The organism is Alishewanella jeotgali KCTC 22429 (assembly GCF_000245735.1).
In the GTDB taxonomy this organism is placed as follows: Bacteria; Pseudomonadota; Gammaproteobacteria; order Enterobacterales; family Alteromonadaceae; genus Alishewanella; species Alishewanella jeotgali.
Window position 1 is genome coordinate 1 of sequence record NZ_AHTH01000049.1, and the last position, 21,809, is coordinate 21,809.

The 21,809-nt window shown below is 52.6% G+C and carries 23 protein-coding genes; 9 read left to right on the forward strand and 14 right to left on the reverse strand.

Annotated features, from left to right (window positions below):
• Nucleotides 1-238 precede the first annotated feature (238 nt).
• The 4 genes from AJE_RS15150 to AJE_RS15165 all read left to right on the forward strand — a co-directional run bounded on the left by AJE_RS15150 (nt 239) and on the right by AJE_RS15165 (nt 4,407).
• Nucleotides 239-541, forward strand: a complete 303-nt coding sequence (locus AJE_RS15150; protein WP_008951570.1) for a DUF6172 family protein — start codon at nt 239-241, stop codon at nt 539-541.
• A gap of 41 nt (nt 542-582) precedes the next feature.
• Nucleotides 583-1,848: a DEAD/DEAH box helicase gene (locus AJE_RS15155; protein ID WP_008951571.1), complete on the forward strand. Its 1,266-nt coding sequence runs from the start codon at nt 583-585 to the stop codon at nt 1,846-1,848.
• Nucleotides 1,849-1,899: 51 nt separating this feature from the next.
• Nucleotides 1,900-2,874, forward strand: coding sequence for a serine hydrolase (locus tag AJE_RS15160; RefSeq protein WP_008951572.1), 975 nt, complete (start codon nt 1,900-1,902; stop codon nt 2,872-2,874).
• Between the two features lie 285 nt (nt 2,875-3,159).
• Complete coding sequence (locus tag AJE_RS15165) at nt 3,160-4,407, forward strand: MFS transporter (RefSeq protein ID WP_008951573.1); 1,248 nt, start codon at nt 3,160-3,162, stop codon at nt 4,405-4,407.
• Between the two features lie 49 nt (nt 4,408-4,456).
• Here the strand turns inward: AJE_RS15165 and AJE_RS15170 are convergent, their stop codons facing one another.
• From AJE_RS15170 to AJE_RS15195, 6 genes are all read right to left on the reverse strand, one after another.
• Nucleotides 4,457-4,771 (reverse strand): type II toxin-antitoxin system RelE/ParE family toxin, encoded by a 315-nt coding sequence (locus AJE_RS15170; protein WP_008951574.1) that lies wholly within the window; start codon nt 4,769-4,771, stop codon nt 4,457-4,459.
• The gene (locus tag AJE_RS15175; protein WP_008951575.1) at nt 4,772-5,017 is read right to left on the reverse strand and encodes a type II toxin-antitoxin system Phd/YefM family antitoxin; all 246 of its coding nucleotides are present in this window, start codon (nt 5,015-5,017) and stop codon (nt 4,772-4,774) included.
• Nucleotides 5,018-5,114: 97 nt separating this feature from the next.
• A complete protein-coding gene (locus AJE_RS15180; RefSeq protein ID WP_008951576.1) occupies nt 5,115-5,873 on the reverse strand; it encodes a LiaF domain-containing protein in 759 nt (252 codons plus the stop codon).
• A 104-nt stretch (nt 5,874-5,977) separates the two neighbouring features.
• On the reverse strand, nt 5,978-6,574 hold the full coding sequence (wrbA, locus tag AJE_RS15185) for an NAD(P)H:quinone oxidoreductase (protein ID WP_008951577.1): 597 nt from the start codon (nt 6,572-6,574) through the stop codon (nt 5,978-5,980).
• Nucleotides 6,575-6,725: 151 nt separating this feature from the next.
• Entirely contained in the window at nt 6,726-7,145 is a 420-nt protein-coding gene (locus tag AJE_RS15190) for an AtaL-like protein (protein WP_039928889.1), read from the reverse strand.
• A 150-nt stretch (nt 7,146-7,295) separates the two neighbouring features.
• Entirely contained in the window at nt 7,296-8,156 is an 861-nt protein-coding gene (locus AJE_RS15195; protein WP_008951579.1) for an EamA family transporter, read from the reverse strand.
• Between the two features lie 259 nt (nt 8,157-8,415).
• On the opposite strand from AJE_RS15195, the gene AJE_RS15200 reads away from it, so the two are divergent.
• Complete coding sequence (locus tag AJE_RS15200) at nt 8,416-9,279, forward strand: LysR family transcriptional regulator (RefSeq protein WP_008951580.1); 864 nt, start codon at nt 8,416-8,418, stop codon at nt 9,277-9,279.
• Nucleotides 9,280-9,299: 20 nt separating this feature from the next.
• Here the strand turns inward: AJE_RS15200 and AJE_RS15205 are convergent, their stop codons facing one another.
• Together AJE_RS15205 and AJE_RS15210 are read right to left on the reverse strand one after the other, a co-directional pair.
• On the reverse strand, nt 9,300-10,514 hold the full coding sequence (locus AJE_RS15205; protein WP_237709375.1) for a GGDEF domain-containing protein: 1,215 nt from the start codon (nt 10,512-10,514) through the stop codon (nt 9,300-9,302).
• Between the two features lie 126 nt (nt 10,515-10,640).
• Entirely contained in the window at nt 10,641-10,907 is a 267-nt protein-coding gene (locus AJE_RS15210) for a hypothetical protein (protein WP_008951582.1), read from the reverse strand.
• Nucleotides 10,908-11,019: 112 nt separating this feature from the next.
• On the opposite strand from AJE_RS15210, the gene AJE_RS15215 reads away from it, so the two are divergent.
• The 3 genes from AJE_RS15215 to AJE_RS15225 are packed head-to-tail and all read left to right on the forward strand — an operon-like array spanning nt 11,020 to nt 13,094.
• Nucleotides 11,020-12,030: a GlxA family transcriptional regulator gene (locus AJE_RS15215; protein ID WP_008951583.1), complete on the forward strand. Its 1,011-nt coding sequence runs from the start codon at nt 11,020-11,022 to the stop codon at nt 12,028-12,030.
• A gap of 53 nt (nt 12,031-12,083) precedes the next feature.
• Nucleotides 12,084-12,650, forward strand: a complete 567-nt coding sequence (locus AJE_RS15220; protein ID WP_008951584.1) for a GNAT family N-acetyltransferase — start codon at nt 12,084-12,086, stop codon at nt 12,648-12,650.
• A gap of 39 nt (nt 12,651-12,689) precedes the next feature.
• Nucleotides 12,690-13,094, forward strand: a complete 405-nt coding sequence (locus AJE_RS15225) for a VOC family protein (protein WP_008951585.1) — start codon at nt 12,690-12,692, stop codon at nt 13,092-13,094.
• 23 nt (nt 13,095-13,117) lie between these two features.
• On the opposite strand, the gene AJE_RS15230 is transcribed toward AJE_RS15225, so the two are convergent.
• Entirely contained in the window at nt 13,118-14,011 is an 894-nt protein-coding gene (locus tag AJE_RS15230) for a LysR family transcriptional regulator (RefSeq protein WP_008951586.1), read from the reverse strand.
• A gap of 88 nt (nt 14,012-14,099) precedes the next feature.
• Between AJE_RS15230 and AJE_RS15235 the strand changes: the two genes are divergently transcribed.
• Nucleotides 14,100-14,420: a DMT family transporter gene (locus AJE_RS15235; protein ID WP_008951587.1), complete on the forward strand. Its 321-nt coding sequence runs from the start codon at nt 14,100-14,102 to the stop codon at nt 14,418-14,420.
• Between the two features lie 57 nt (nt 14,421-14,477).
• Here the strand turns inward: AJE_RS15235 and AJE_RS15240 are convergent, their stop codons facing one another.
• The 5 genes from AJE_RS15240 to AJE_RS15260 form a co-directional block, all read right to left on the reverse strand.
• A complete protein-coding gene (locus AJE_RS15240; RefSeq protein WP_008951588.1) occupies nt 14,478-16,277 on the reverse strand; it encodes a sensor domain-containing diguanylate cyclase in 1,800 nt (599 codons plus the stop codon).
• A gap of 259 nt (nt 16,278-16,536) precedes the next feature.
• On the reverse strand, nt 16,537-16,932 hold the full coding sequence (locus AJE_RS15245) for a hypothetical protein (protein ID WP_008951589.1): 396 nt from the start codon (nt 16,930-16,932) through the stop codon (nt 16,537-16,539).
• Nucleotides 16,933-16,935: 3 nt separating this feature from the next.
• Nucleotides 16,936-20,034, reverse strand: a complete 3,099-nt coding sequence (locus tag AJE_RS15250; RefSeq protein ID WP_008951590.1) for an efflux RND transporter permease subunit — start codon at nt 20,032-20,034, stop codon at nt 16,936-16,938.
• 12 nt (nt 20,035-20,046) lie between these two features.
• Nucleotides 20,047-21,159, reverse strand: a complete 1,113-nt coding sequence (locus AJE_RS15255) for an efflux RND transporter periplasmic adaptor subunit (protein WP_008951591.1) — start codon at nt 21,157-21,159, stop codon at nt 20,047-20,049.
• Nucleotides 21,159-21,767 (reverse strand): hypothetical protein, encoded by a 609-nt coding sequence (locus AJE_RS15260; protein ID WP_008951592.1) that lies wholly within the window; start codon nt 21,765-21,767, stop codon nt 21,159-21,161. The genes AJE_RS15255 and AJE_RS15260 overlap by 1 nt, the downstream gene beginning before the upstream one ends.
• Nucleotides 21,768-21,809 lie beyond the last annotated feature (42 nt).

Genomic DNA, 21,809 nt, shown 5'->3' on the forward strand with positions numbered 1-21,809 from the left:
CCTTGTATAAACACCAGCCAAACAGCTGCAAAAACAAGCCACAAACGTCAACATGCCCTAAGGTGTTGACGGCGCTACCGCAATAAAACCGGGTTAAAACAGTACTGATTTTGCACAGCAAACCTGAGATAAGTTATTTATCTCAGGTTTTGGCGGCTATCTTCTACACTTACAGGTAGAATACGCCTTTATTTGCGCGTCTGCCGTCTTTGTTCAGCGCCCACCTGTAGGATCTGTTATGAAAAAAACCTTTGCGTTAACCCACCCCAAGCTGCAACCAGCACGTTTAGTTGACGCCATTAAACACGAAATTCGCAAATATCTGGCGCGTGAGCGGCGCAAAGCGGTACCTGCTGATAAAGATTATTGGACCTTTGATTGTCGCTTTGGCGCCTCAGAAGCGGAAGCAAAGCCAATGTTCACCTCAGAAATCAACCAACATATCGATGCCGCGGCTGCGCAGCAGTGGCCACAGTTTTATATTGAAATTCTGGCTCGTGCCTGTAATCACAAGCCGCGCCCGGATAGCGAGCTTGAGTAAGCTTCACTTTTAAACTGCAGCCAGGCTGCAGAGGAACCTCTATGCAATTTTCAGCTTTAAATTTGGCACCAGACTTACTGCGTGGTTTAACGGCGTGCGGCTTTAGCGAGCTAACGCCTGTGCAGGCGCAAGCCATAGTGCCGGCGCGACGGGGTAAGGATTTACAGGTTACCGCGCAAACCGGTACCGGTAAAACCGCTGCCTTTGCTATTCCATTATTACAACGCTTGCTTGATGCCGCTAAACCCGCGCTTGCATGCAGGCCGCGAGCCTTAATTTTAACGCCGACCCGGGAATTAGCAGAGCAGATCGCCAATGCGATCAGCAGCTATGCGCAATTTTTGCCTTTAAAAGTTACCGCCATTTACGGTGGGGCAAAAATGGGCGGCCAGGCCAGTAAATTACAGGCCGGCCTTGATATTCTGGTCAGCACCCCGGGGCGTTTAATTGAGCATATGGCGCTGGGTAATGCCATCTTAAGTGATGTCGAGTTTGTGGTACTGGACGAAGCCGACCGCATGCTGGATATGGGCTTTAGTACCGATGTGCTGAAGTTATTACAGATGACCTCGGCCGCCCGGCAAACCCTGTTGTTCTCCGCCACCACCTCGCCGGCGGTAAATGAGCTATCGCATAAGATCCTGAAAAACCACCAGCAGATCCGGGTGGCCAAAACCAACAGCACTGCCGATACTGTTGAGCACGTCGTGTATCCGGTAGAAGAAAGCCGGAAAATCGAGCTGTTTGAACAGCTGCTGGCCGAACAAAACTGGTTCCAGGTGCTGGTATTTACCAGTACCAAAGAGCAGGCTGACCGTCTGTTGGCGGATTTGCAAAAAGCCAAGATCAACGCCGCGGTGTGTCATGCCGATAAAAGCCAGGGTAGCAGAAGGCGCGCTATTGCCGATTTTAAATCGGCCAAGCTGCAGGTGCTGATTGCCACTGAGGTCGCGGCGCGCGGTCTGGATATTCAGGGGCTGGACTATGTGGTGAATTTTAATCTGCCGTATTTACCGGAAGATTATGTCCATCGCATTGGTCGTACCGGCCGCGCCGGCGCTAAGGGGCAGGCCATTTCCTTTGTCAGTCGCGAAGAAGAGCAAAACTTAGAGCGTATTCAAAAGCTGATTGGCAGTACTATTCCCCGTGTGGTCAAACCCGGCTTTGAAGTCAGTAACCGCGCCAGCTTACTAAAAAATATCTCACGTAAGGTGCTGGGCAGCCGCTCGAACAAGGCTACTGCCACCAGTATTGAGATCAGTAAGCCGGCAGCCAAGCCTAAAGCCAAAGTTAAAAAAGCGCGTTAACTTGTCGATTGTATCGCTCAGTTGCTGAGCTTGCCCCGTAAGGAGTTTAGGATGCGAATTATTGCTGTGTTAAGCCTGTTACTACTGGCACTGCCTGTCGCCGCTAAGCCTTATTTTCCGCCGCCGGGGCAGTGGGCAACTGCAACACCGGCGTCGTTAAAGGTGGATGAGCAAAAACTGGCTGAGGCAGTAGCCTACGCTATAGCCAGCGAAAATCCGGCATCCCGGGATCAGGCCATAGTACAGGCGACAACCTTCGGTGCCAAAGAACCCTATGATCAGATTATTGGGCCAATGGGTGTGCGGGCGGCGGCCAATGGCGTGATTATTTACCGCGGTAAACTGATTGCACAGTGGGGCGATGTCGATAGTGTTGATATGACACATAGTATCGCGAAAACCTTTTTAACCACTGTAACCGGGTTAGCTTGGCAGCAGGGGTTGATCCGCGATCTGCAAGATCGGGTTGGCCCTTATATGCCGCACGGTGTGGATTTGTATCAGGGCGAACATAATAGCCAGATCCGCTGGGACCATCTGCTGCGACAAACCAGTGATTGGCAAGGCACGCTCTGGGGGAAGCCCGATTGGGCTGACCGGCCCGAAGGGCAAACACCGGCTGATTGGCCAAATCGGCCACTGCGTACGCCAGGTACTTTCTACAAATACAATGATGTCAGAATTAATCTACTGGCGCTGTCTACCCTGTATGTCTGGCGTAAACCCTTACCGCAAGTATTGAACGAACAGCTGATGCAACCTATTGGCGCCTCTGCAACCTGGCGCTGGTACGGCTATGAAAATAGCTGGATTGAGCTGGACGGTCAGCGTGTGCAATCGGTTTCCGGGGGCGGACATTGGGGGGAGGCATTTTTATCAATGCCTGGGATCTGGCGCGTTTTGGCTATTTGTTCTTGCGTGATGGCCAGTGGCAGGGGCAGCAACTGGTTAGTCGCGACTGGATTAAACTGGCCCGCACCGGTGGGACTGCCAACCCGGAATATGGCTTTGCTAACTGGTTTTTAAACCCGGGACGCGAAGCGCTACCAAATGCCCCAGAGACAGCCATTACCTTTCAAGGTGCCGGGCGCAATATTATATACATTGATCAGCAACACGACTTGTTGATGGTAGCACGCTGGATTGGCAATGGCGACGAGCTAAACCAACTGGTAGGCAAGGTACTGGCAGCTTTGCCCAACTAGGTTGCCAATGGTTGTCGACATGAGTCTGGTATTGTTTCCGAAATGGACTAAGAAACCGCCAGTATCAGCTGTAGTAACACTGTTTATCCGTGGATGACCGGAAAATATGAGTATCGAAAAGACTACTACTTTTTCGTCTTTAACTGTAAATACAGCGGCCAGTATCAGCCCGGCCGCATCGCCAGCCTTACTGGTATTGCCAGTGGTGGGGGCGGTCAGTTTTGTCCATCTGCTGAATGATCTGATCCAGGCCATCCTGCCAGCCATTTATCCGATGCTAAAGCAGGACTATGCGCTGAGTTTTACCCAAATTGGTTTAATCACGCTGATTTTTCAGCTTACGGCGTCGTTACTGCAGCCGGCGGTTGGACTTTACACCGATAAGCATCCCAAACCTTTTTTACTGCCGCTGGGGATGCTGTTTACGTTGCTGGGTTTGGTACTGCTTAGTGTGGTCGGCAGTTTTCCACTGTTATTACTGGCTTCTGCGATGATTGGCTTGGGGTCGTCAACCTTTCACCCGGAAGCATCACGGGTAGCCAGGATGGCCTCGGGCGGGCGGTATGGCTTCGCGCAGGGGCTGTTTCAGGTTGGTGGTAATGCCGGCTCTGCGCTGGGGCCGCTGCTGGCGGCAATTATTATTATGCCGCGGGGGCAGGGTAGTATTGGCTGGTTTTGCTTGTTTGCCATCGTCGGAATTATGGTATTGCTGCGGGTGAGCCGTTGGGTGGTCAGCTCTAATGCCCGCCTGCAACTGCGCGCGGCGGCGACAATGGGTAATGGCTTAACGACGCGGCAAACCCGGCGCGCGCTGCTGGTTCTGGCGCTGCTGGTATTTTCTAAATATGTGTATATGACCTGCCTGAGTAATTTCTATACCTTTTATCTGATCGAAACCTTTGCGGTATCGGTCGCCACATCGCAGTTGTATTTATTTCTGTTTTTGGCAGCGGTGGCAGTAGGTACGGTACTGGGCGGGCCGATCGGCGATAAAATTGGTCGCAAGCCGGTGATTTGGGTATCGATTTTGGGTGCCGCACCGCTGGCCTTACTGCTGCCGTACAGCAATTTAGCGGGTGTTGCTATCTTAACGGTATTGATTGGCCTGATTATGTCGTCAGCCTTTTCGGCTATTATTGTCTTTGCCCAGGAGTTGATGCCTGCCAAAATCGGCATGATTTCCGGTGTATTCTACGGCATGATGTTTGGTATCAGTGGCATTGCCGCCGCCTTGCTCGGCATGCTGGCCGATGCCAGCAGTATCAGCACCATCTTTAAGCTTTGTGCCTGGTTTCCGCTACTGGGGATGCTGGCGTTTTGGTTACCCAGGATCCCACGGGCGACTCGTCACTGAAAGATAGTTTTATATCGCTGGTAACCTTGTTGCTGACGGGGAAGTTTTGCTAGTTTGTCAGGCGCGTTTCCAAATGAGGCTTTGGCAGCATGGATTCTCCTAACACGGCAAAAACGGTAATGTATTCTGGGTAAGCCAGATAATAAATAACATGACTTTTTACCGGGAAGCTGTATGCGTTAATTTTGATATCTGGCCTCGCTTTGCCGAGACGCGGTTGCTCCGCCAGTAGTTCTGTTGCCTGCTTGATAGTGTGTAAATAGCTTTTTGCCTGTAAAGGTCCCCACTGCTCCAGAGAGTAGCACTTGATTTCGGCTAAATCAGCCCTGGCAGATAGCGTAAATTTTGCTTTTGCGGCGGCCAACTAAAGATCCTGCAACAGCTCAGCAAAGACAGTATCCACATCTGCCAGCTCAGTAGCTTGTTCAGCCTCTGCCGCTCTGAGTCTGAGTAATTCCAGTTTAATCTTATCAATAGCGTCGTATTCAGCCATAGAGATTACCACCGCGACAGCTTTACCATTACGACTGATCTGAACTGGCTCACGTTGAGCTTTAAGCAATAGCTCGCCAAAATGCTTTTTAGCGTTGTCTGCAGTTAAGCGTTCCATCCTTACCTCTCAAAACGTTCGTTTCGAACGGTTCAGATGATACGCTTTGCAAAAGCTCTTGCCAATTTTTATTGATACTGTGGTATGCGCGGCATTATCAACTTTTGGTTAATCCCAGTGCTGAGCGGATTGAGTTGGCAAATTCGGTAAAGCGTTCCTGTAAGGTGCGTTTTACACTGATACTGACCGAGCCCAGTACTGAGACACCCTCAACCCGGATAAAGTGCGTTTTGGCTTGCCCCGGGCCGCCGCTGCTGACGTTATTGCTGCTGGAAGACGCGATATTGTTCACATCGCTAATTACCGCAACGTGTTCAGGTACCTTGATCGTTACGCTGCCCAGCCAGTTTTGCACTTTTATCGTTAGTTGCGTATGGTCAAACTGCGCTTCGGAAAAATCCAGCTCAACCGAGGATAGCGCGTTAATGATGGTCAGATGTTGTGGTACCCGCCATGGGCCACTGCGCTCATCACTGCTTAATACCGAAACCAGGCGATCACAGTCAGTCGGCGCGCTTTGCTGGTGCGCCTGATTATGGCGACCCGGCGAGTTAAAATTTTGCGCCCACATGGCGCGGTATTTGGCATCGGGTAATAAGGTGAGGTCAGCAACCTGTTCGGCCAAGAGCAGGTGATCATCAGAATTGGTGGCAATGTCCAGCCGCCGTTCAAAGGCTTGCTCGGAAATAACACCATGGCTGTAGTTCATAATCAGTTGGTCAATCACCTCTTCCCTGATTTGAGCAACAGGCCGGTCTTGCAGTTTTACGCCTGTGGTATCAATTGCCATCTCGCTATCCTCTTGCTGGTTGTCGCCGGAGCCGGCACACAGTACTGATTGAATAGCTATCAGCATGGCCCAATTTTAGCCGTTCGAACAGGAGAAAATTGTAAGCGATTTTAACAGCCAGAAAACATCGGCCTTCTGGCTGTGGTCTATTACCGGGTAGTTCGCGCCTGTCAGGTAAGCTTTAGTGCCAGCGTTGCAACATGCTGCCCCTGAAAGCGCGCCATATTCAGTTCTTTTGGCGAGGGCGCGCGTTTCCCATCTGCCCCGGCTATACAGGCTGCACCCAGTGGTGAACCCCCTTTAAGCTCTGAAATATCGGCCAATTCCGCACAGCTGTAAGGCAAGCCAACGATAATCATGCCATGGTGCAATAGCGTGGTATGAAAGGACTGCACTGTGGTTTCGTTGCCACCACCGGTGCCGGTAGAGGTAAAAACGCTGCCAATTTTGCCAATCAGTTTACCTTGCGCCCAAAGCCCACCGGTTTGATCAAGAAAATTGCGCATTTGTGAGGCCATATTGCCAAAGCGGGTTGGGGTACCGAAGATGATCGCATCGTAATCGGCCAGCTCAGCAGGCTTAGCTATTGCGGCTGCCTGATCCAGCTTTACACCGGCAGATTTCGCCACTTCGGGGGGCATCAGTTCCGGCACCCGCTTAATATCCACCTGCACGCCACTAACTTGTCGGGCGCCTTCGGCAACCGCATTCGCCATGGTCTCGACATGGCCGTATGATGAGTAGTACAGCACCAGTAGTTTTTTCATAAGGTCCTCATAAGTATTAATGGCATCAAGCAGTTTAAGGTTCTGCCACAGGCCGCTGTTATCACGCCTTTGGCGCCCGGAGCAGTGCCGGCGACAGTCTGGGCAGGTGCGCTGACAGCAATAAGCTTAGCTGCAATAGCCGCCGCTTGCCTTATGACTCCGCCAGTTGTTTGGCATGCAACACGGCATTTTTAATGGTCTCTTGCCAAAAACTGTCGGGCTGCGCTGCTGGTTTACCCGGTTTCAGCGTCCAATTCAGGGTGTAATCAAGATAAACGCCGTCGTCTTCTTCAAAGATGGTATTAGTGACAAAGCCGCTATACACCTCATCCTGATAAGATTTAAAAATCACCGTCAGGGTTAGCGGTTCGGCCACAATCAGCTCTCTGATCACTTTGCCCTGTGCCGTCTCCATTTCCCGTTCAATGCAATTGGCACTGTGTTCCCGTAGTATTGCGACTCGGACTATCCCGGGTACGTATTTGTCAGGACGCCGCATTTTATCTAGCATCATGTCCCAGAGTTTATTCGCACTTGCATGCACCTTTACCCGATAGTTCACTAATGGCATAGCGGCCTCCACTGTTGGTTCTGCTACTAAGCTTAGAGGGTGTGACCGCCGTGCACTAGCGCGAGATCTGAAACAGCTGCGTTTCAAAATAGCTAGCTATAGGATAGGGCGTTTGCCCGGGCGTTCGCGGCAAACCCTGCTGTACGAAGTTTAGGAGCTGGTTTTACGCTGTTGACTGAACCAGACACTGCCCAGTACCACCACAATACCAAGGATTTGCAGTACCGACAGGGCTTGCCCCAGGATCAGCCAACCCAGCATTACGGCACTTAGCGGGCTTAAAAAACCCAAAGGTGCCACCAGATTGGGGCTTAGCCGGGCAATACCACGAAACCAGATAATGTAGGTAAAGGCGGCACCCAGCAGCCCCAGATATAAAAAACCGGCAATATTGACCAGTGTCAGGGGCGGCAGAGCTGGCTCGAAAAACCATGCCGCAGGGACTAACAGAATGCCTCCAGCCGTAAGTTGCCAGCTGGTAAAGGTCAGGGTGCTGACCGCCGGTTGCCAGCGCCGGCTCAAGACAGTGCCCAATGCCATGGCAACGGCACTGCCGATCCCGGCTGCAATGCCCACAGGATCAAGTTTAGCCGCCGGTGTCAGAATCAGTAACGCGACCCCGAGCATGCCGGCCACGGCAGCGATTAGTGCACTGGTGTGAATCTTGGTGCCCAGTAATCCTCTGGATAAGACGATAACAAACAAAAACTGCATTGCCCCCAGGGTTGCAGCCACGCCTCCGGGCAAGCGGTACGCCGCGATAAATAATAACCACCAGAACACTGAGAAATTCAGGGCGCCGAGCAGAAAAATCCGGCCCAGCCAGTGTCTGTCGGGAAGTTGCCGCACCAACAGTAACAGCAGGATACCGGCCGGTAAGGCCCTTAGCATTGACGTGGTAAGCGGGTAGCCCTGTGGCAACATCTCGGTGGTGATCAAATAAGTGCTGCCCCAGATCACTGGTGCCAGGCCTGTGATCAGCACGTCACGGGCGTTGCTTTCACGGTTCATTAGTTAGTCCTGTGCCTATTATTGCGCTCAGATTATCCTGTTGTCTGCTGTGTCACTAGTACTAAAATTGGCCGGGCGCTGTTTCGTTTTTACACGCTATCCATTACCGTCGTGGCCTGCTCCGCCGTGGAACGGCAAGTTAAACGGCGAGCCAGAATAGTTAGCGTTATAGCTGGGTTTAAGATCTAAGCTGAACTATGCTGTGTAACGGTAATGCCCGCTGTCGGGCACGTTTTGCCAACCTGAAGATGAGCTAGTCATGGATTTAAATGCGACCCGGTATTTCGTAAAGATTGTGCAAATGGGCAGTATCTCTGCCGCAGCCAGGGTACTGAATTTGCCAAAGGCAACCCTAAGCCGGCAATTATCAGCTTTGGAGCAGCGACTTGGCAACCGGCTACTAAACCGCTCCACCCGGGCGTTGTCGCTAACCGATTTGGGGCAGGAATACTATGCCAGCGTTGTCAGCTTAATTGACGAATTTGAGCTGGCAGAGCAGAGCTTGCTGCAGCAACATGCCGAGCCTGCTGGCCTGATCCGGATTGGAGCCACCACTGGCTACTGCCAGCATCGGATTACGCCTCTGCTACCGGGCTTTCTTACTGCGTATCCCAGGGTCCGGATTGAATTAAAGCTAAGTGAGCAACGCAGCCACGTTGTGCAGGATGGGCTCGATCTCACCATCAGAATGGGGGAGTTGGCTGACTCTGAATTGTTGTGCCGTAAAATTGGTACTGTCAGACGGATCCTCTGTGCTGCCCCCGCTTATCTTGCTAAATCGGAAACGCTGGTCACTCCGGACGATCTAAGACGGCAGCAATGTGTGGTATTGTCTGCCGCACTGGATAAATGGCAGTTTGAGAATAATATTTCGGTCAGCGTAAATTGGCAGATTGCAGCCGGCAATATGTCTAACGCCTGTCAGTTAGTGCTGGCTGGGCAAGGGATAGGGTTGTTACCTGATTTTGTGGTGGCGGAATATCTTGCCACAGGGCAACTGTTCAGCTTATTGCCGGATTATCCGGCCAGCCAGACGCCGGTGCATGTGCTGTATGCCAATAGTAAAGCTAAAACGACCGCCGCTATGGCTTTTGTTGATTATCTGGTATCAGCGCTGCGTTGAAACGCTGTGGCTGAGGGTTTCTATAACTCTGTTTTCATTGACACTGCGGCATCACCATTGGCAGCAGTAGCATTCTCAGTTTGTTTGGTGACAGTGTATACGCTATAGCCACTCTTCCCCTGCTGCTTCACCTGATACATTGCCTGATCGGCATGGGCTAGCAATTCGGCTAAACTGGTGCCTTGCGCCGGGCAGATACTGACACCAATACTGGCTCCAAGCTGATATACCTTGTTACCCAGCTCAACTGGCTGTTTTAAGATAGTCAGTAGTTTATCGGCTAGCTTATGGAGCTGCTCTGACTGATCCAACTGGGTAGCAATCACCACAAACTCATCACCACCGATCCGGGCGCAGATATCGGTGCTGCGCACCGAGCGCCTTAACCGGTTAGCTACCTCCAGTAGTACCTTATCGCCGGTTTGATGGCCATACAGGTCATTGATCGGTTTAAAGTTATCCAGATCGATATAGTAAATCGCTACAAACTGGTGCGGCCGGGTGGCCAGCAGCAGAGCCTTATCAAACAGCATATCCATATAACGCTTATTATTGAGTCCGGTTAGCGGATCCTGATAGGCCAGCTCCAACGCCTGGCTTTCGGCATCAGATAAACGCTGATAAAACAGTGCAAATACTGCCAGTAGCAAGCTCAGATATAACGCCATCGTCAGAATGGTGCCAAGCACAAAGCCTAATACCCGCCACCAGGACAGTGTTAACACAAAGGGAAAAGTCGCCCAATGCAGTGCCAGTACCAAGGCGATACCCGAGGTAAAAAGCAGGGCTTGTTTAGGGACTGCCTGGCGGTGTTGAAAGCAGCTGTAGGCAACGTAGCTTAAACAGCCCAGATTAAACAGCGCAAAGACGATCATCGGACCTAATTGCGGTCGTTGTAACAGGCTGTACAGGACTAACAGGCCAAATAGCAGGCTGGCGGGGCCTAGAAAAACAATAGTTGGTAGCGGTAACTGCAAAAAACGCTTCAGGCCATGAATTAAAAATATTTTTTCCAGAATAATAAAGCCGGCATACCAAACAAAGGTGTCGATAAAAAGCAACGCCGGTAAGTTAAGCAACAATTGAAGTCGGGCCAGACACATAGCGGCCAGCGCCAGGGCCCAGAACCCCGCTCCCGGATTGGTGCGCGGTACCCGTGAGCAAATCAGAAATAGCAATAGCAGCAGTAGATACAAGGCACTGCCAGCAATATGCACAACCTGATACCAAGCCATATCCATTTTTGCCTGTCACCCGCTGCTGTCAGCACCGGCGGTGCCGGCCTATACAGCATTGCCGGAGTTAGTATCTAAAGACTATAGTGCAGCCCGTTGTAGTTTGCCACCCGGCATCCAGCGCCTTTAGTGCTGAAGGCGCGCGCGAGTATTTAACTGCACTCTGGCTGGGGTTGGCTGTGCCTGCGACTTAACACGTAACGTTCGACGGGGGCGAGTTTGACGCTGCTCCAGCAACTTGCCGACGCCAAACGCCGTACTGAGTAATAAAACCGGTATCGCCACCAGATGCATCAGCAGAGACAGCTCAGCAGCAAAGTTGATCCACAAAATCAGCCACCAATTACCAAGCCAGGCCAGCACAGTGAAAGCCGTTGCAAATTTAGTCTTCATCTTGTTTCCGTCCGTTGTTGTGTCTGTGGTTTGCAGTTTACGCCTTGCCAAAGGGGGGCCACAGTGTCACTATTGATAAAAATAAGGTGAATAGTGCCAAAGCGGGGTCGGTATGAAACAAATCGCCGTATTAGCAACCAATAACAGTATCAGCAGCGATCTCTTTGGTGTGCTGGACTTTTTTGAGTACTGTAATGTGCTGTGGCAATATCAACAGCAACACCAGGCAACGCCTTTGCTGCATTGCTACCTGGTGTCACCGGACGGCACGCCACTGCAACTGAAACAAGGGGTTAGCCTGCCGGTACAACCGCATCGCTGGCAAGAGGCTGATGCCATTATCCTGCCACCGGCTTATGCCTATAACCGTGCGCAACTGACAGCCATTGCCGAGCCGTCACGCCCTTATTTAGCAGGCTTGCTTGACGTGGCGCAAAGCGGCAAGTTGATTGCGGCGAATTGCACCGGCACCTTTATTCTTGCTGCAAGCGGTTTGCTGGCGCATAAAAGGGCCACGACCAGCTGGTTTTTCAAAGACGCTTTTCAAAGCCTGTATCCGGATGTGCATTTGCAACTGAATAAATTGTTGGTGCAGGACGATAACCTGCTTACGGCCGGTGCCACGACGTCAAATATAAACCTGTGTCTCGCTATTACCGAGCGACTGGTGGGAGAACACTTTGCCCGGCAAATTGCCAAGGTCATGCTGACCGATCCTAATCGCAACTCGCAAATTCCCTATATGGATCTCTCAATAGGCCAGCCACATAACGATCAGGTGGTTAAGCAAATACAGGCCCAGCTTAGCAAGCAACTTGCTGAACCCTTCTCACTGGATCTGCTGGCGCAGCAGTTTTATTTAACCAAACGTACTTTGCTGCGGCGGTTTAAACTGGCATTAAACGACACCCCGCTTAATTATTTGCAGCGGCTACGGGTCGAACATGCCAAGCGTTTGCTTGAAACGACCGATCAGGCTATCGAGCAAATTGTTGCCCAGGTGGGTTATGAGGATGTCAGCTCATTTCGGAAGCTCTTTGTCAGCTATACCGAGTTTACGCCGGGGCAGTACCGGCAGAAATTTAGCCAGGAAGGCCATTTCAATTGCTGTCCGGTTAGCTGAATACGCCGAGCGCAGCGCATCAAAAAACCGCTATTTTTTTTGGAGTAAGCACTATGTTGGTTGTACCTGACTCAGGCCGCCTGAGTTTTGCCTTAATAACCTTAGCTGATGCGGATCTGCTATATCAGGTCGATCAGGATGAGGAGGTCATGCGTTATATTAATGGCGGTAAGCGCAGCACTATGCAAACCATCGTTGCGGTGATGCTGCCGCGACTGGCGTTATATCACAGTCCGGCAGCAGGATTTGGGATCTGGCAAATCCGGCGTCTGGACGATCAGGCCTATCTTGGTTGGGTCTTGATCCGGCCCATGGGGTTTAACACCGAAACGCCCAGTTTAGATACGTTGGAGATCGGCTGGCGGTTACAACGGCCTTATTGGGGGCAAGGTTATGCCAGCGAAGCCGCGTTAGCCATTGCCCGGGCTGTGTTAGCGGATAAGCCGCAAATCCACTATCTTTCTGCTATTGCAATGCCGGATAATGCCGGCTCTATCGGTGTGATGAAAAAGCTTGGCATGCAGTTTATCAAAACCTTTTTGCATCGTGATGCCCTTGGTGACGTGGATGCGGTGCTCTATCGTGTCCATCGTTCGGCGTTGCCGCAGCTAAGTTGCTAGCCCTCGGTTTCATCTTTAACGTATTTTCAGGAGGTGTGAATGACAGCGGAATTCCAGCAGCAGATCGCCAGTATTGCCTTATTGGTTGCCGACTATGATGAGGCTATCGCGTTCTATACGCAAAAACTCGGCTTTAGCTTGCTCGAGGATACCCCTCTTGGTGGCGATAAGCGTTGGGTACGGGTTGCACCAGGCACTGCCGGTACGGCCTTGCTGCTCGCCAGGGCGAGTACGCCGGCACAGTTGCAGCAGGTGGGTGATCAGGCCGCGGGCCGGGTATTTCTGTTTTTACAAACCAAGGATTTTTGGCGTGATTATCGGCAAATGCAGGCAAAGGGTGTGCATTTTCACGAAGCCCCGCGCGAAGAAGCCTATGGCACTGTGGCGGTGTTCTCTGATCTGTATGGCAATAAATGGGATCTGTTGCAGTTAAAACCGACTTAGCCAGCTCTGAGGGCCTTGGGCTCTCAGTTAATCTTGGGAGTGGCGAATACAGTTTGTAACTGCTGGATCAGATAACTGACTACAGGGCCATGCTGGGCGCCGCGACGGAAGACCAGATCAACCGGGACTGACCAGCTAACATGGTCAAAACTCACCGGCAGGGTTTGCAGCTGGCCGTTAGTCAGTTGTGCCGCCACCATAAAGCGTGGCAGATAAGCCCAACCAACATTACGGTTAACCAGCGCCAATACCTTGCTATAGCTGGAACACCACCAGGTTTTACTGGCAATACTCAGCAACAGCTGCGATTCACGCTGTGCTCTGCCACGCACAGCAATCTGCCGGTGTGGCAGCAGATCTGTCAGGGAAATGCGGTTTAACGCCGCAAGAGCATGTTCCGGATGACAGACCGCAATATAGTCGATGTGTCCGACATAACAGAAGTCGATAGGCTTAATAGCCTCAATCTCGGAAAACATCACGCCCAAATCAAGCTTGCCCGCGGCAACCTCCAGCGCAATATCGGTCGAAGGCAGCGACAGCAGCTCCAGCTCGACACTGGGAAACTGCAACTCTACCTGCTTGAGCGTATCAAATACCTGAGGTAGCAACAAGCCATCGTCAGCGGCAACGGTCAGACGGGTTTCCTGTTGCTGATATATCGACTTGGCAGTATTTTCCAACTCGTTCGCCTGCACCAGTAAACCGCGGGCTGAGCGCAATAGATGTTCACCGGCGGGCGTGAGTCTGGGGTGGCGGCTGGAGCGGTCAAACAGTTCAACATTTAAATCCAGCTCCAGCGTGCTGATACTGTGACTTATTGCGGATTGCACCTTGCCCAGTTTTCTGGCGCAGGCAGAAAAGGAACCCTCATCGGCCGCACAAACAAAGATCCGTAATTGTTCCAAACTAAACATATGAAAATAATCGATGGTATCTAACTTTGTTCTTGCAGATTAACTGATAGTATTGCCGGGCTCAACTAAAACAAACGGAGGCGAGGGCATGTTAAGTTGGCTTTATCTACTGCTGGCCGGGGTTACTGAAATTGGCTGGCCAGTTGGGCTAAAACTGGCACAACAAGGGCAATATAAATTTACCGGCATTGCGATTGCGGTCGCCTTTATGGCGCTAAGTGGTACCTTGTTATTCCTGGCGCAGCGCACTATTCCGCTTGGCACTGCCTATGCAGTATGGACCGGTATCGGCGCGGCTGGCACCTTTTTGATTGGTGTCTGGTTTTTTGGGGATGCCAGCTCGTTACTGCGCTATCTTGGGGTGCTGCTGATTATCAGTGGGGTAGTGGTATTAAAGTTAGCCAGTTAAGGTCAGAACCGGCGTTTGATATGGTACCAGGCGGAGATGATAACGCCCGGTACGGGGCTAAGATGAACGTTCCTCAGGTGTAAAGTAGACGACCTGATTGCGTCCCTGAGCTTTAGCCTGATATAAAGCTTGATCGGCTTGCTGCAGTAACTCTTCGGCAGTCTGGACGTTAACAGCACAGCCGGCGATACCAAAGCTGGCACTGATGTTAAACTCAGGCTGCGTCAGCACATTAAAACTGAGTGTGCTAACAGCCTGCCGTAGTTGCTCAGCCAGTGCCAGAATGTCGGCCTTGTTTTCCGCCCTGGCCAGGATCACAAACTCTTCACCGCCCAATCTGGCGAAATAATCGGTTTGCCGCAGCCGGCCACTAATCAACTGACTAAAGCCTTGCAGTACCTTATCGCCAGCATCGTGACCATATTGGTCGTTAATTTTTTTAAAATAATCAAGATCAATCAGGATCAGATAGAAGGCAAGCCGGTGGTCGCGCTGATACTGACGCCAACATAGCGTGAGGTGCTGCATAAAGGCCCGGCGGTTAGCGACACCGGTTAACTCGTCGGTCATTGCCTGGCTGTTAAGTTTGGCCTGCAATTGCTGCTGCTCTGTGACATCGACTACTGTGCCACTTAGGCGCTTTGGCTCACCGTTCAGATCGCGTTCGGTAATAGCCCCCTCTAATTGCTGGTCACGCCAGCTCCCATCCTGATGTTGTAAGCGCACGATCAGTTTTAACTGCGGTTTTTCGCCCAGCAGATAAGCCTGTACTTCCTGTTGTAGCCTGACTCGATCATCAACGTATATCAGAGAGTTGAACTCAGGCAGCGGTTGTTTGCGCGGGTAAGCGCCATGACCAAGATTTTGCAGTAGATGGGCATTTAGAAATAACATCTTATCGTCCAGCCGCAGATCCCAGATACCGGTTTTGGTCGCGGCGATGGCATGACGCATTAGCTCGGCATTTAAACGGGCTTCGGCAGCACTGACGGATAGGATCAAAGACACTAAGCCAAGGCTGGCCATATAAAGCCAGGTACCCATAGTCGGGTTGGCTAAAGTAGCAAAAATGCCAGCATTCAGATAGACACTATAAATAGCCAGCGATGAAAAGCACAGTACAACCCAGGATGTGACGACCAGGTTGGTGCGCATGGCGATCCAGAGCAGGCAAATCATCGGCAGTAAGGTTAAGGCTACACCAAGGCCAGTCTGGTTAAAGATAAAGATCTCTGCACTTAATAACAGCATCAGGCCAAGGGCCAGCAAATTTTTAGGCTGGAATAGTACGGCGAGCTTTTGGCGCTCAAAGATGAGCAGGGCCAGACCGAAGATCAGCACGCCAGTTACATCGCCCAAAAACCAGCTACTCCAGGCGGTGACTAAGTCGGCTGCCGGAACCCTGCCGATCCAGATCAGCAGGCTAATGCCAAATAACGCCAAAACGGCAGAGCAAGAGATAATGGCAATGGCGACAAAACGCAGCATATCGGCAACCTGCTCAAGGCGGCGGTCAAAGCCAGTTTTTTGCAGCCAGGCGCAGTGCAGAACAATAATAAGGGCACTGCCAAGGGCTAGAGTAAAAGCCTGTAGCAGTGAAAAGTCTGACACTAACAATTGCAGTCCGAGCCCACCAATAACAATAGCAGGCCATAAATAAAGCCCCCAACGCAGCAATAAAGCTATAGCAACGCCAATTGGGGGCCAGATCAGGCTAATGCCATAAGAGAGATTTGCCAGTTGAATGCCGACATAGCCCAGCATGGCATAACTTAGTGCAAGAACAACAAAGTGATTTATCTGGATAACTGATGATGGAGCTTGCAGAAACCGACGAACAGCCAGTTGAAACGACATCTAACCTTTCCTGAAAAGCGACTCCTGATATGCGATATCAACTTAGAGTCCGCCACTATTTTGGTCAAGAGAAATCTGCAGTTATTGTATTGGCGGCTTTATCGGATGTGAGTACACAGCTTTATAAGCTTAAAGAACATGGGTGAGAAAGCTGACCAAAGCGAGGCTGGCTTAGGTCAGTTTCTTTTAATGAAGTTAGTCGCCAATTGTCGCTAAGATCGTTTTATGTCTGTTGCGACAACTGACCGACGCCGGGGTATTAAAAACTATAGCGAAACGAAAAGCGCTGCTGCTGCGGGTTAGTCAGGCTTACCACGACCTTGGCGCCATCGGGCAGGCTCAGCCCGGCACTGAGTGTCGGCGCTGTTACAACCAGCGGTATGTCCTGTTTTTGACCGGCGGCAAGGACTGTAATTTTTCCCTGCCAGCCTGTTGGGTCAATCGCATCGCCGTGATCTGTTAGATGTAATTCTATGCTCTCGCTGTGCCGGACCAGCTCCACTGCCAAATCATGCCGGCTTTGGATCTGACCACCATGTTGTGCTTTGGCTTCGCCGTGGCTAAAAGCAGGTGTTGCCGGTAACAGGGTGACCATAGCCACGACCATTGTCATGCTCAGAATGCTGCCCGTTTTTTTCAATAACGTTAATCTCATCAGTTATACCTCAGTGTGCTGTTGTAACAGTTGTTCGGTTGCCGACCGGCCATACAGCCAGTACAGCAGGGGGGTCAGTAAAATATCCAGCAGCGTAGAGCTGAGTAAGCCGCTGAAAATTACCACGGCCACCGGATACAGAATTTCCTTGCCGGGAGCTCCGGCCGATAACAGCAGTGGCAATAACGCAAAAGCCGTTACCAGCGACGTCATTATGACGGGCGCCAAACGCTCGGCGGAACCCCGGATAATCATTTCCTGACTAAAATGCTGCTGTTCATGCCGGCACAGGTAAATATAGTGACTGATCTTCAGAATAGCGTTGCGTGCCGCGATGCCGGTTAGCGTAATAAAGCCAACAACCGATGCCACGGACAGTGATAAGCCGCTTAGCCAAATCCCCAGCACACTACCCAGCAGTGCCATTGGCATGGTGCAAAACACGATGGCAGCCAAGATCCAGGACTGATAGCGCAGATACAGTACCAGTGCAATCAGCAGGAAGGAGACTAAGGCTAAAACCGCCACCAGCTGCATGGATTGCTCCTGCGCTAAAAACTGACCTTCGAGGCTGATAAAGCTGCCCGTAGGCAGGCTAAGGCTAGCCACTTGTTGCCGGATCTCGGCCAGTAAGGTTTTAACATCAGTGCTGTCGGCGTTGGCGTACACCACAATCCGACGGCGGCCATTTTCCCGCAGGATCTGATTCGGGCCGTCACTGGCACTGACTTCTGCCACTGCTGCCAGCGGCACCGGGCCGGCAGGGGTATCCAGCAACGCCCGGCGCAGCGCTTCCGGGCTACGTTCAGTGTCAGCCAGGCGTAGTACTACATCAAAACGTCTTACCCCGTCGATAATTTCCGCTACGACCTCGCCGTCAGTCAGTAGTTGTAGCTGCTCGATCGCCGCCCCGGGCGTTAAGCCGTGTTGGGCAGCGCTGCGCTGGTTAAGTTGTACCGACAGTTGCGGGATCAGCACCTGCTGTTCCACGTTAATATCAACCAGCCCGGGGATCTCAGCCAGACGCTGACGCAGTTGCTCAGCCGTCAGGCGCAGCTCGGCTAAATCATCACCAAAGATTTTTACCGCCAGCTGCGCCCGGACACCGGATAATAGGTGATCCAGGCGGTGGGATATCGGTTGGCCGATCGCAACCTGAGCGGGCAGCACCGCGAGCTTATCCCGGATCTCTGCGAGTACGGCGTCGCGACTGCGGGCGGAAGGTGTTAAGTCGATATCGATTTCACTGGAATGCACGCCTTCGGCATGTTCATCCAGCTCTGCGCGACCGGTACGGCGGCCAACCTGGCTGACCTCCGGGATTTCTAATAGCAAGCGCTCGGCCAGTAAGCCCAGCCGGTTAGCTTCCGACAAGGCAGTACCGGGCTGATATATTACCCCCAGCACCAAGGAGCCTTCGTTAAAGGCGGGTAAAAATGCTCTTGGCATCAGTGTCAGGGACGCCAGTGCAATCAGTACTGCACCAGCTGTCACGGCGAGCAGGCCTTTCGCGCGCGTAAAGGCCCAACGTAGCCAACGCTGCTGCCACTGTTTCAGTTGCTGGATCAGCCAGCTATCCTGGCGCTGCAGCTCTGGCCGGCCCGGCAGCAGGTAATAGCAAAGCACAGGCGTAACGGTGATGGAGACCAGCATCGAAGCCAGGATGGCGACAATATAGGCCACACCCAGCGGGCTAAATAACCGGCCTTCAATACCCGGCAGCGCAAACAGCGGCAGAAACACCAGCACTACGATCAGCGTGGCGTACAGAATACCGGAGCGTACCTCCATGCTGGCGCGCCAAATCACGTCTAATACCGCTTCTTTACTGTCTGCGGCTCGCTGTTTCAGTCGGCGCAGCGTATTCTCAACCCCGACCACCGCATCATCGACCAGCTCACCGACAGCGATGGCCAAACCGCCAAGCGTCATCACGTTGATGGTCATGCCGAACCAACGGAACACCAGAATGGTAACGGCAAAAGACAGCGGGATCGCCAGCAGTGAAATAAAGGTGGTGCGGCTGGACAGTAAAAACACAAACAACACGATCAGCACCATAATGGCGGCATCACGCAGCGCTTCGGTGACATTACGCACCGCGGCACTGATAAAGTCGGCCTGGCGGAACAGCACTTGTGGCGCTGCCAGTCCGGCAGGTAAACCATTTTGTAGGCCGGCCAGTGCCTGCTCGATGGCGGCGGTTACCGCAACGGTATCGGCATCAGGTTGTTTTTGGATGCTGAGGATCACGGCGCTTTGGCCATTAAAGCCGGCATCACCACGTTTTACCGCGGCGGCATAGCTGACCTCTGCCAGTTGCTGTAACAAGATGGGCTGCCCGGCATGCCAGCCAACAGCCAGTAATTGCAGATCCGAGAGCTCAGTGGTCAGCGCCTGATGGCGTAACAAATATTCGCGTTGATTTAGCTCCAGAAAACCGCCGCCGGCATTACGGGCAAAGCCCTGCAGCGCAGCTTTGAGATCGGCTAAGCTGACGCCGGCGGCAGCCATTCTCGGCAGATCCGGCATCACCCGGTACTGACGCACTTCGCCACCAATCGGGATCACCTGAGATACACCCGGAATAGCCTGCAGGCGCGGGCGCAGCACAAAGTCGGCATATTCGCGGGCCTGCATCGGGCCTTCTGCTACGTCGGCTTTAAGCGGCAATGCCAGCAACATGATCTCGCCCATAATAGAGGATACCGGCCCCATGACCGGCGTAAGCTGTCGCGGCAGTTGTTGCTGTGCCAGGGTCAGGCGCTCCGCCACCAGTTGCCGGTTACGGTAGATATCGGTATCCCAGTCAAATTCGACATATAACAGCGAAAGTCCGATACCGGAGGTGGAACGGATCCGGCTGACGCCGGTGACACCGCTCAGCAGGTTTTCCAGTGGAAAACTGACCAACTGTTCCACTTCTTCCGGTGCCATACCTCCGGCTTCCGTCAGGATAGTGATAACCGGCTTATTCAGATCCGGGAACACATCGACCGGCAGCGATTTGGCGCTGAACAGGCCGTAAATTAATAGCAGCAGGGCAGCCAGCAGCACCAACAGCCGCTGCTCCAGGCTGCGGCGTACAATAATGTCAAACATGGTTCCTCCCGCTTAGCGGATCTGATTCAGCAGGTTGGCACCTTGTACCACCACGCGATTGTCCGCTCCCAAACCGGCGGTAATCAGCACCTCTGTGTCATTCAGCGGCATATAACGCACAATTTGCGGTAAAAAGCGCTCGGCACTCAGTTTGATCCAAACCTGCGGCAGATTCTGACTGCTGCTGACCACAGCGCTGGCGGGCAGGCGAATACCGCTGAGCTGCCCGGCTTGTTCTACGACCAGCGTCACGGGTTGGCCGACAGCCAGCGGTGCCTGGGTTAGCTTAAACTGCAAACTGAGGCTACCCTGCTGGTACTGTCCGGTGCTGCCGATATATTCCAGCGTCGCTTGCGGCCAGCCTTGCAGATAGGCGTGCCCGATTTGATTGAGCAGCGCGGGCTCAGTGGTGCGGGCATCCAGCAGTAACAAAGCCGGATCAAGGATTTCAAACAGCGGTTGCCCGGCAGCCAGCCACTGGCCGCTACTCAGTTGATGCGGCTGAATAATGCCACTTAGCGGGGCGCTAAGTACCTCCGGTTGCTCCAGACCACCTTCTAACTGCCGGATTTGTTGCCGCAGGCTGTTCAGCTGCAACTGCAGCTGTTCCAGCTGTTGTTGCGCCACTAAATCAGACAACTGCTGCAGACGCTTCACATCACGCTCGGTCTGGCTGGCACTGAGGCGCAGCGCGGTTAACTCTGCTAACTGGCTGGCCTGCTCGTAAGCCGTATCCTGGTAATATAAGTAGCCAAGAATTTGCCCGGCCTGAACGCGCTGTCCGGCAACGGGCAGGCCATTTGCCGGCGGCGCTAAACGGCCGGCACTGTTGGCTTGCACCAGGCCCCGGCCAGCTGGATGACTTTGCACTACAGCATGCAATTGCCGGGTTGGTGCGGCGGTACTGCTAACACCCAACTGAGTGCGGATCTCAAACAAGCGTTGCTGTGCCATCGTTAACACCACACTGCCATCCGCCTGTCGGCCCAGCGGCGAATGAGTTTCGGGCGAAGTGGTTAAATGCTCGCCATCAGGACCATGCGCCCCCGGGGCGGCACTGGCAGCGGCGGCCTGTAGCCCTGCTGCGAACAACATGCTGAGATAAAATCGATTAAGCCTTTGCATTATAACCTCCGCGCCGCACGGGTTAGACCAAGCCAGTAGCCGCTGCCAGCGGCCAGCGCCAGCAGAACCAGGGCCGCTAACCAGCGACCATAGTGGCTATGTTTATGATGGTCATGCTCATGTTGATGATCATGCTCATGCTCAGAGGCATGCGGAGTGGCTGCTTGGGATGGCTGAAAACTGGCCAGCAGCAGATCAGCGTGTTCCGCGGTCAAAACGGTCAACACCAGCTCATGCTGCTGCGGTTGCTGTAGCAGCTGTAACAGTGCCGGCTCGGTTATTTCATAGTTACCTGCCTCACTGTCATAGCGGGCTTGAGCAGTTAAACCAGCACTTTCCAGCTCCAGGCTGGCATCAGCGACGGGCTGATTGCTGGCATAGTGGTGCAAATGTAACACCAGGCGATCGTCGTAGAGTTCGGCCAGCAGTTCAAACTGCTCGCTAAAGGTTTCAAAACGCGGCGCCAGCTGGGTATTAGTGACAACGGGCCCGGCAAGGTGTTCGCCATTGGGGCCATGTGCCCCGGGTGCGGATAACGCAGGCAAAACAGCGAGCAGCACGCTTAACAGCAAGCCGACAGTCAGCTGCTGTAGTTTAAAGCTAAACATAACAAATCCTCTGCTAAATACAGTGAAGTAAAAATTTAATCA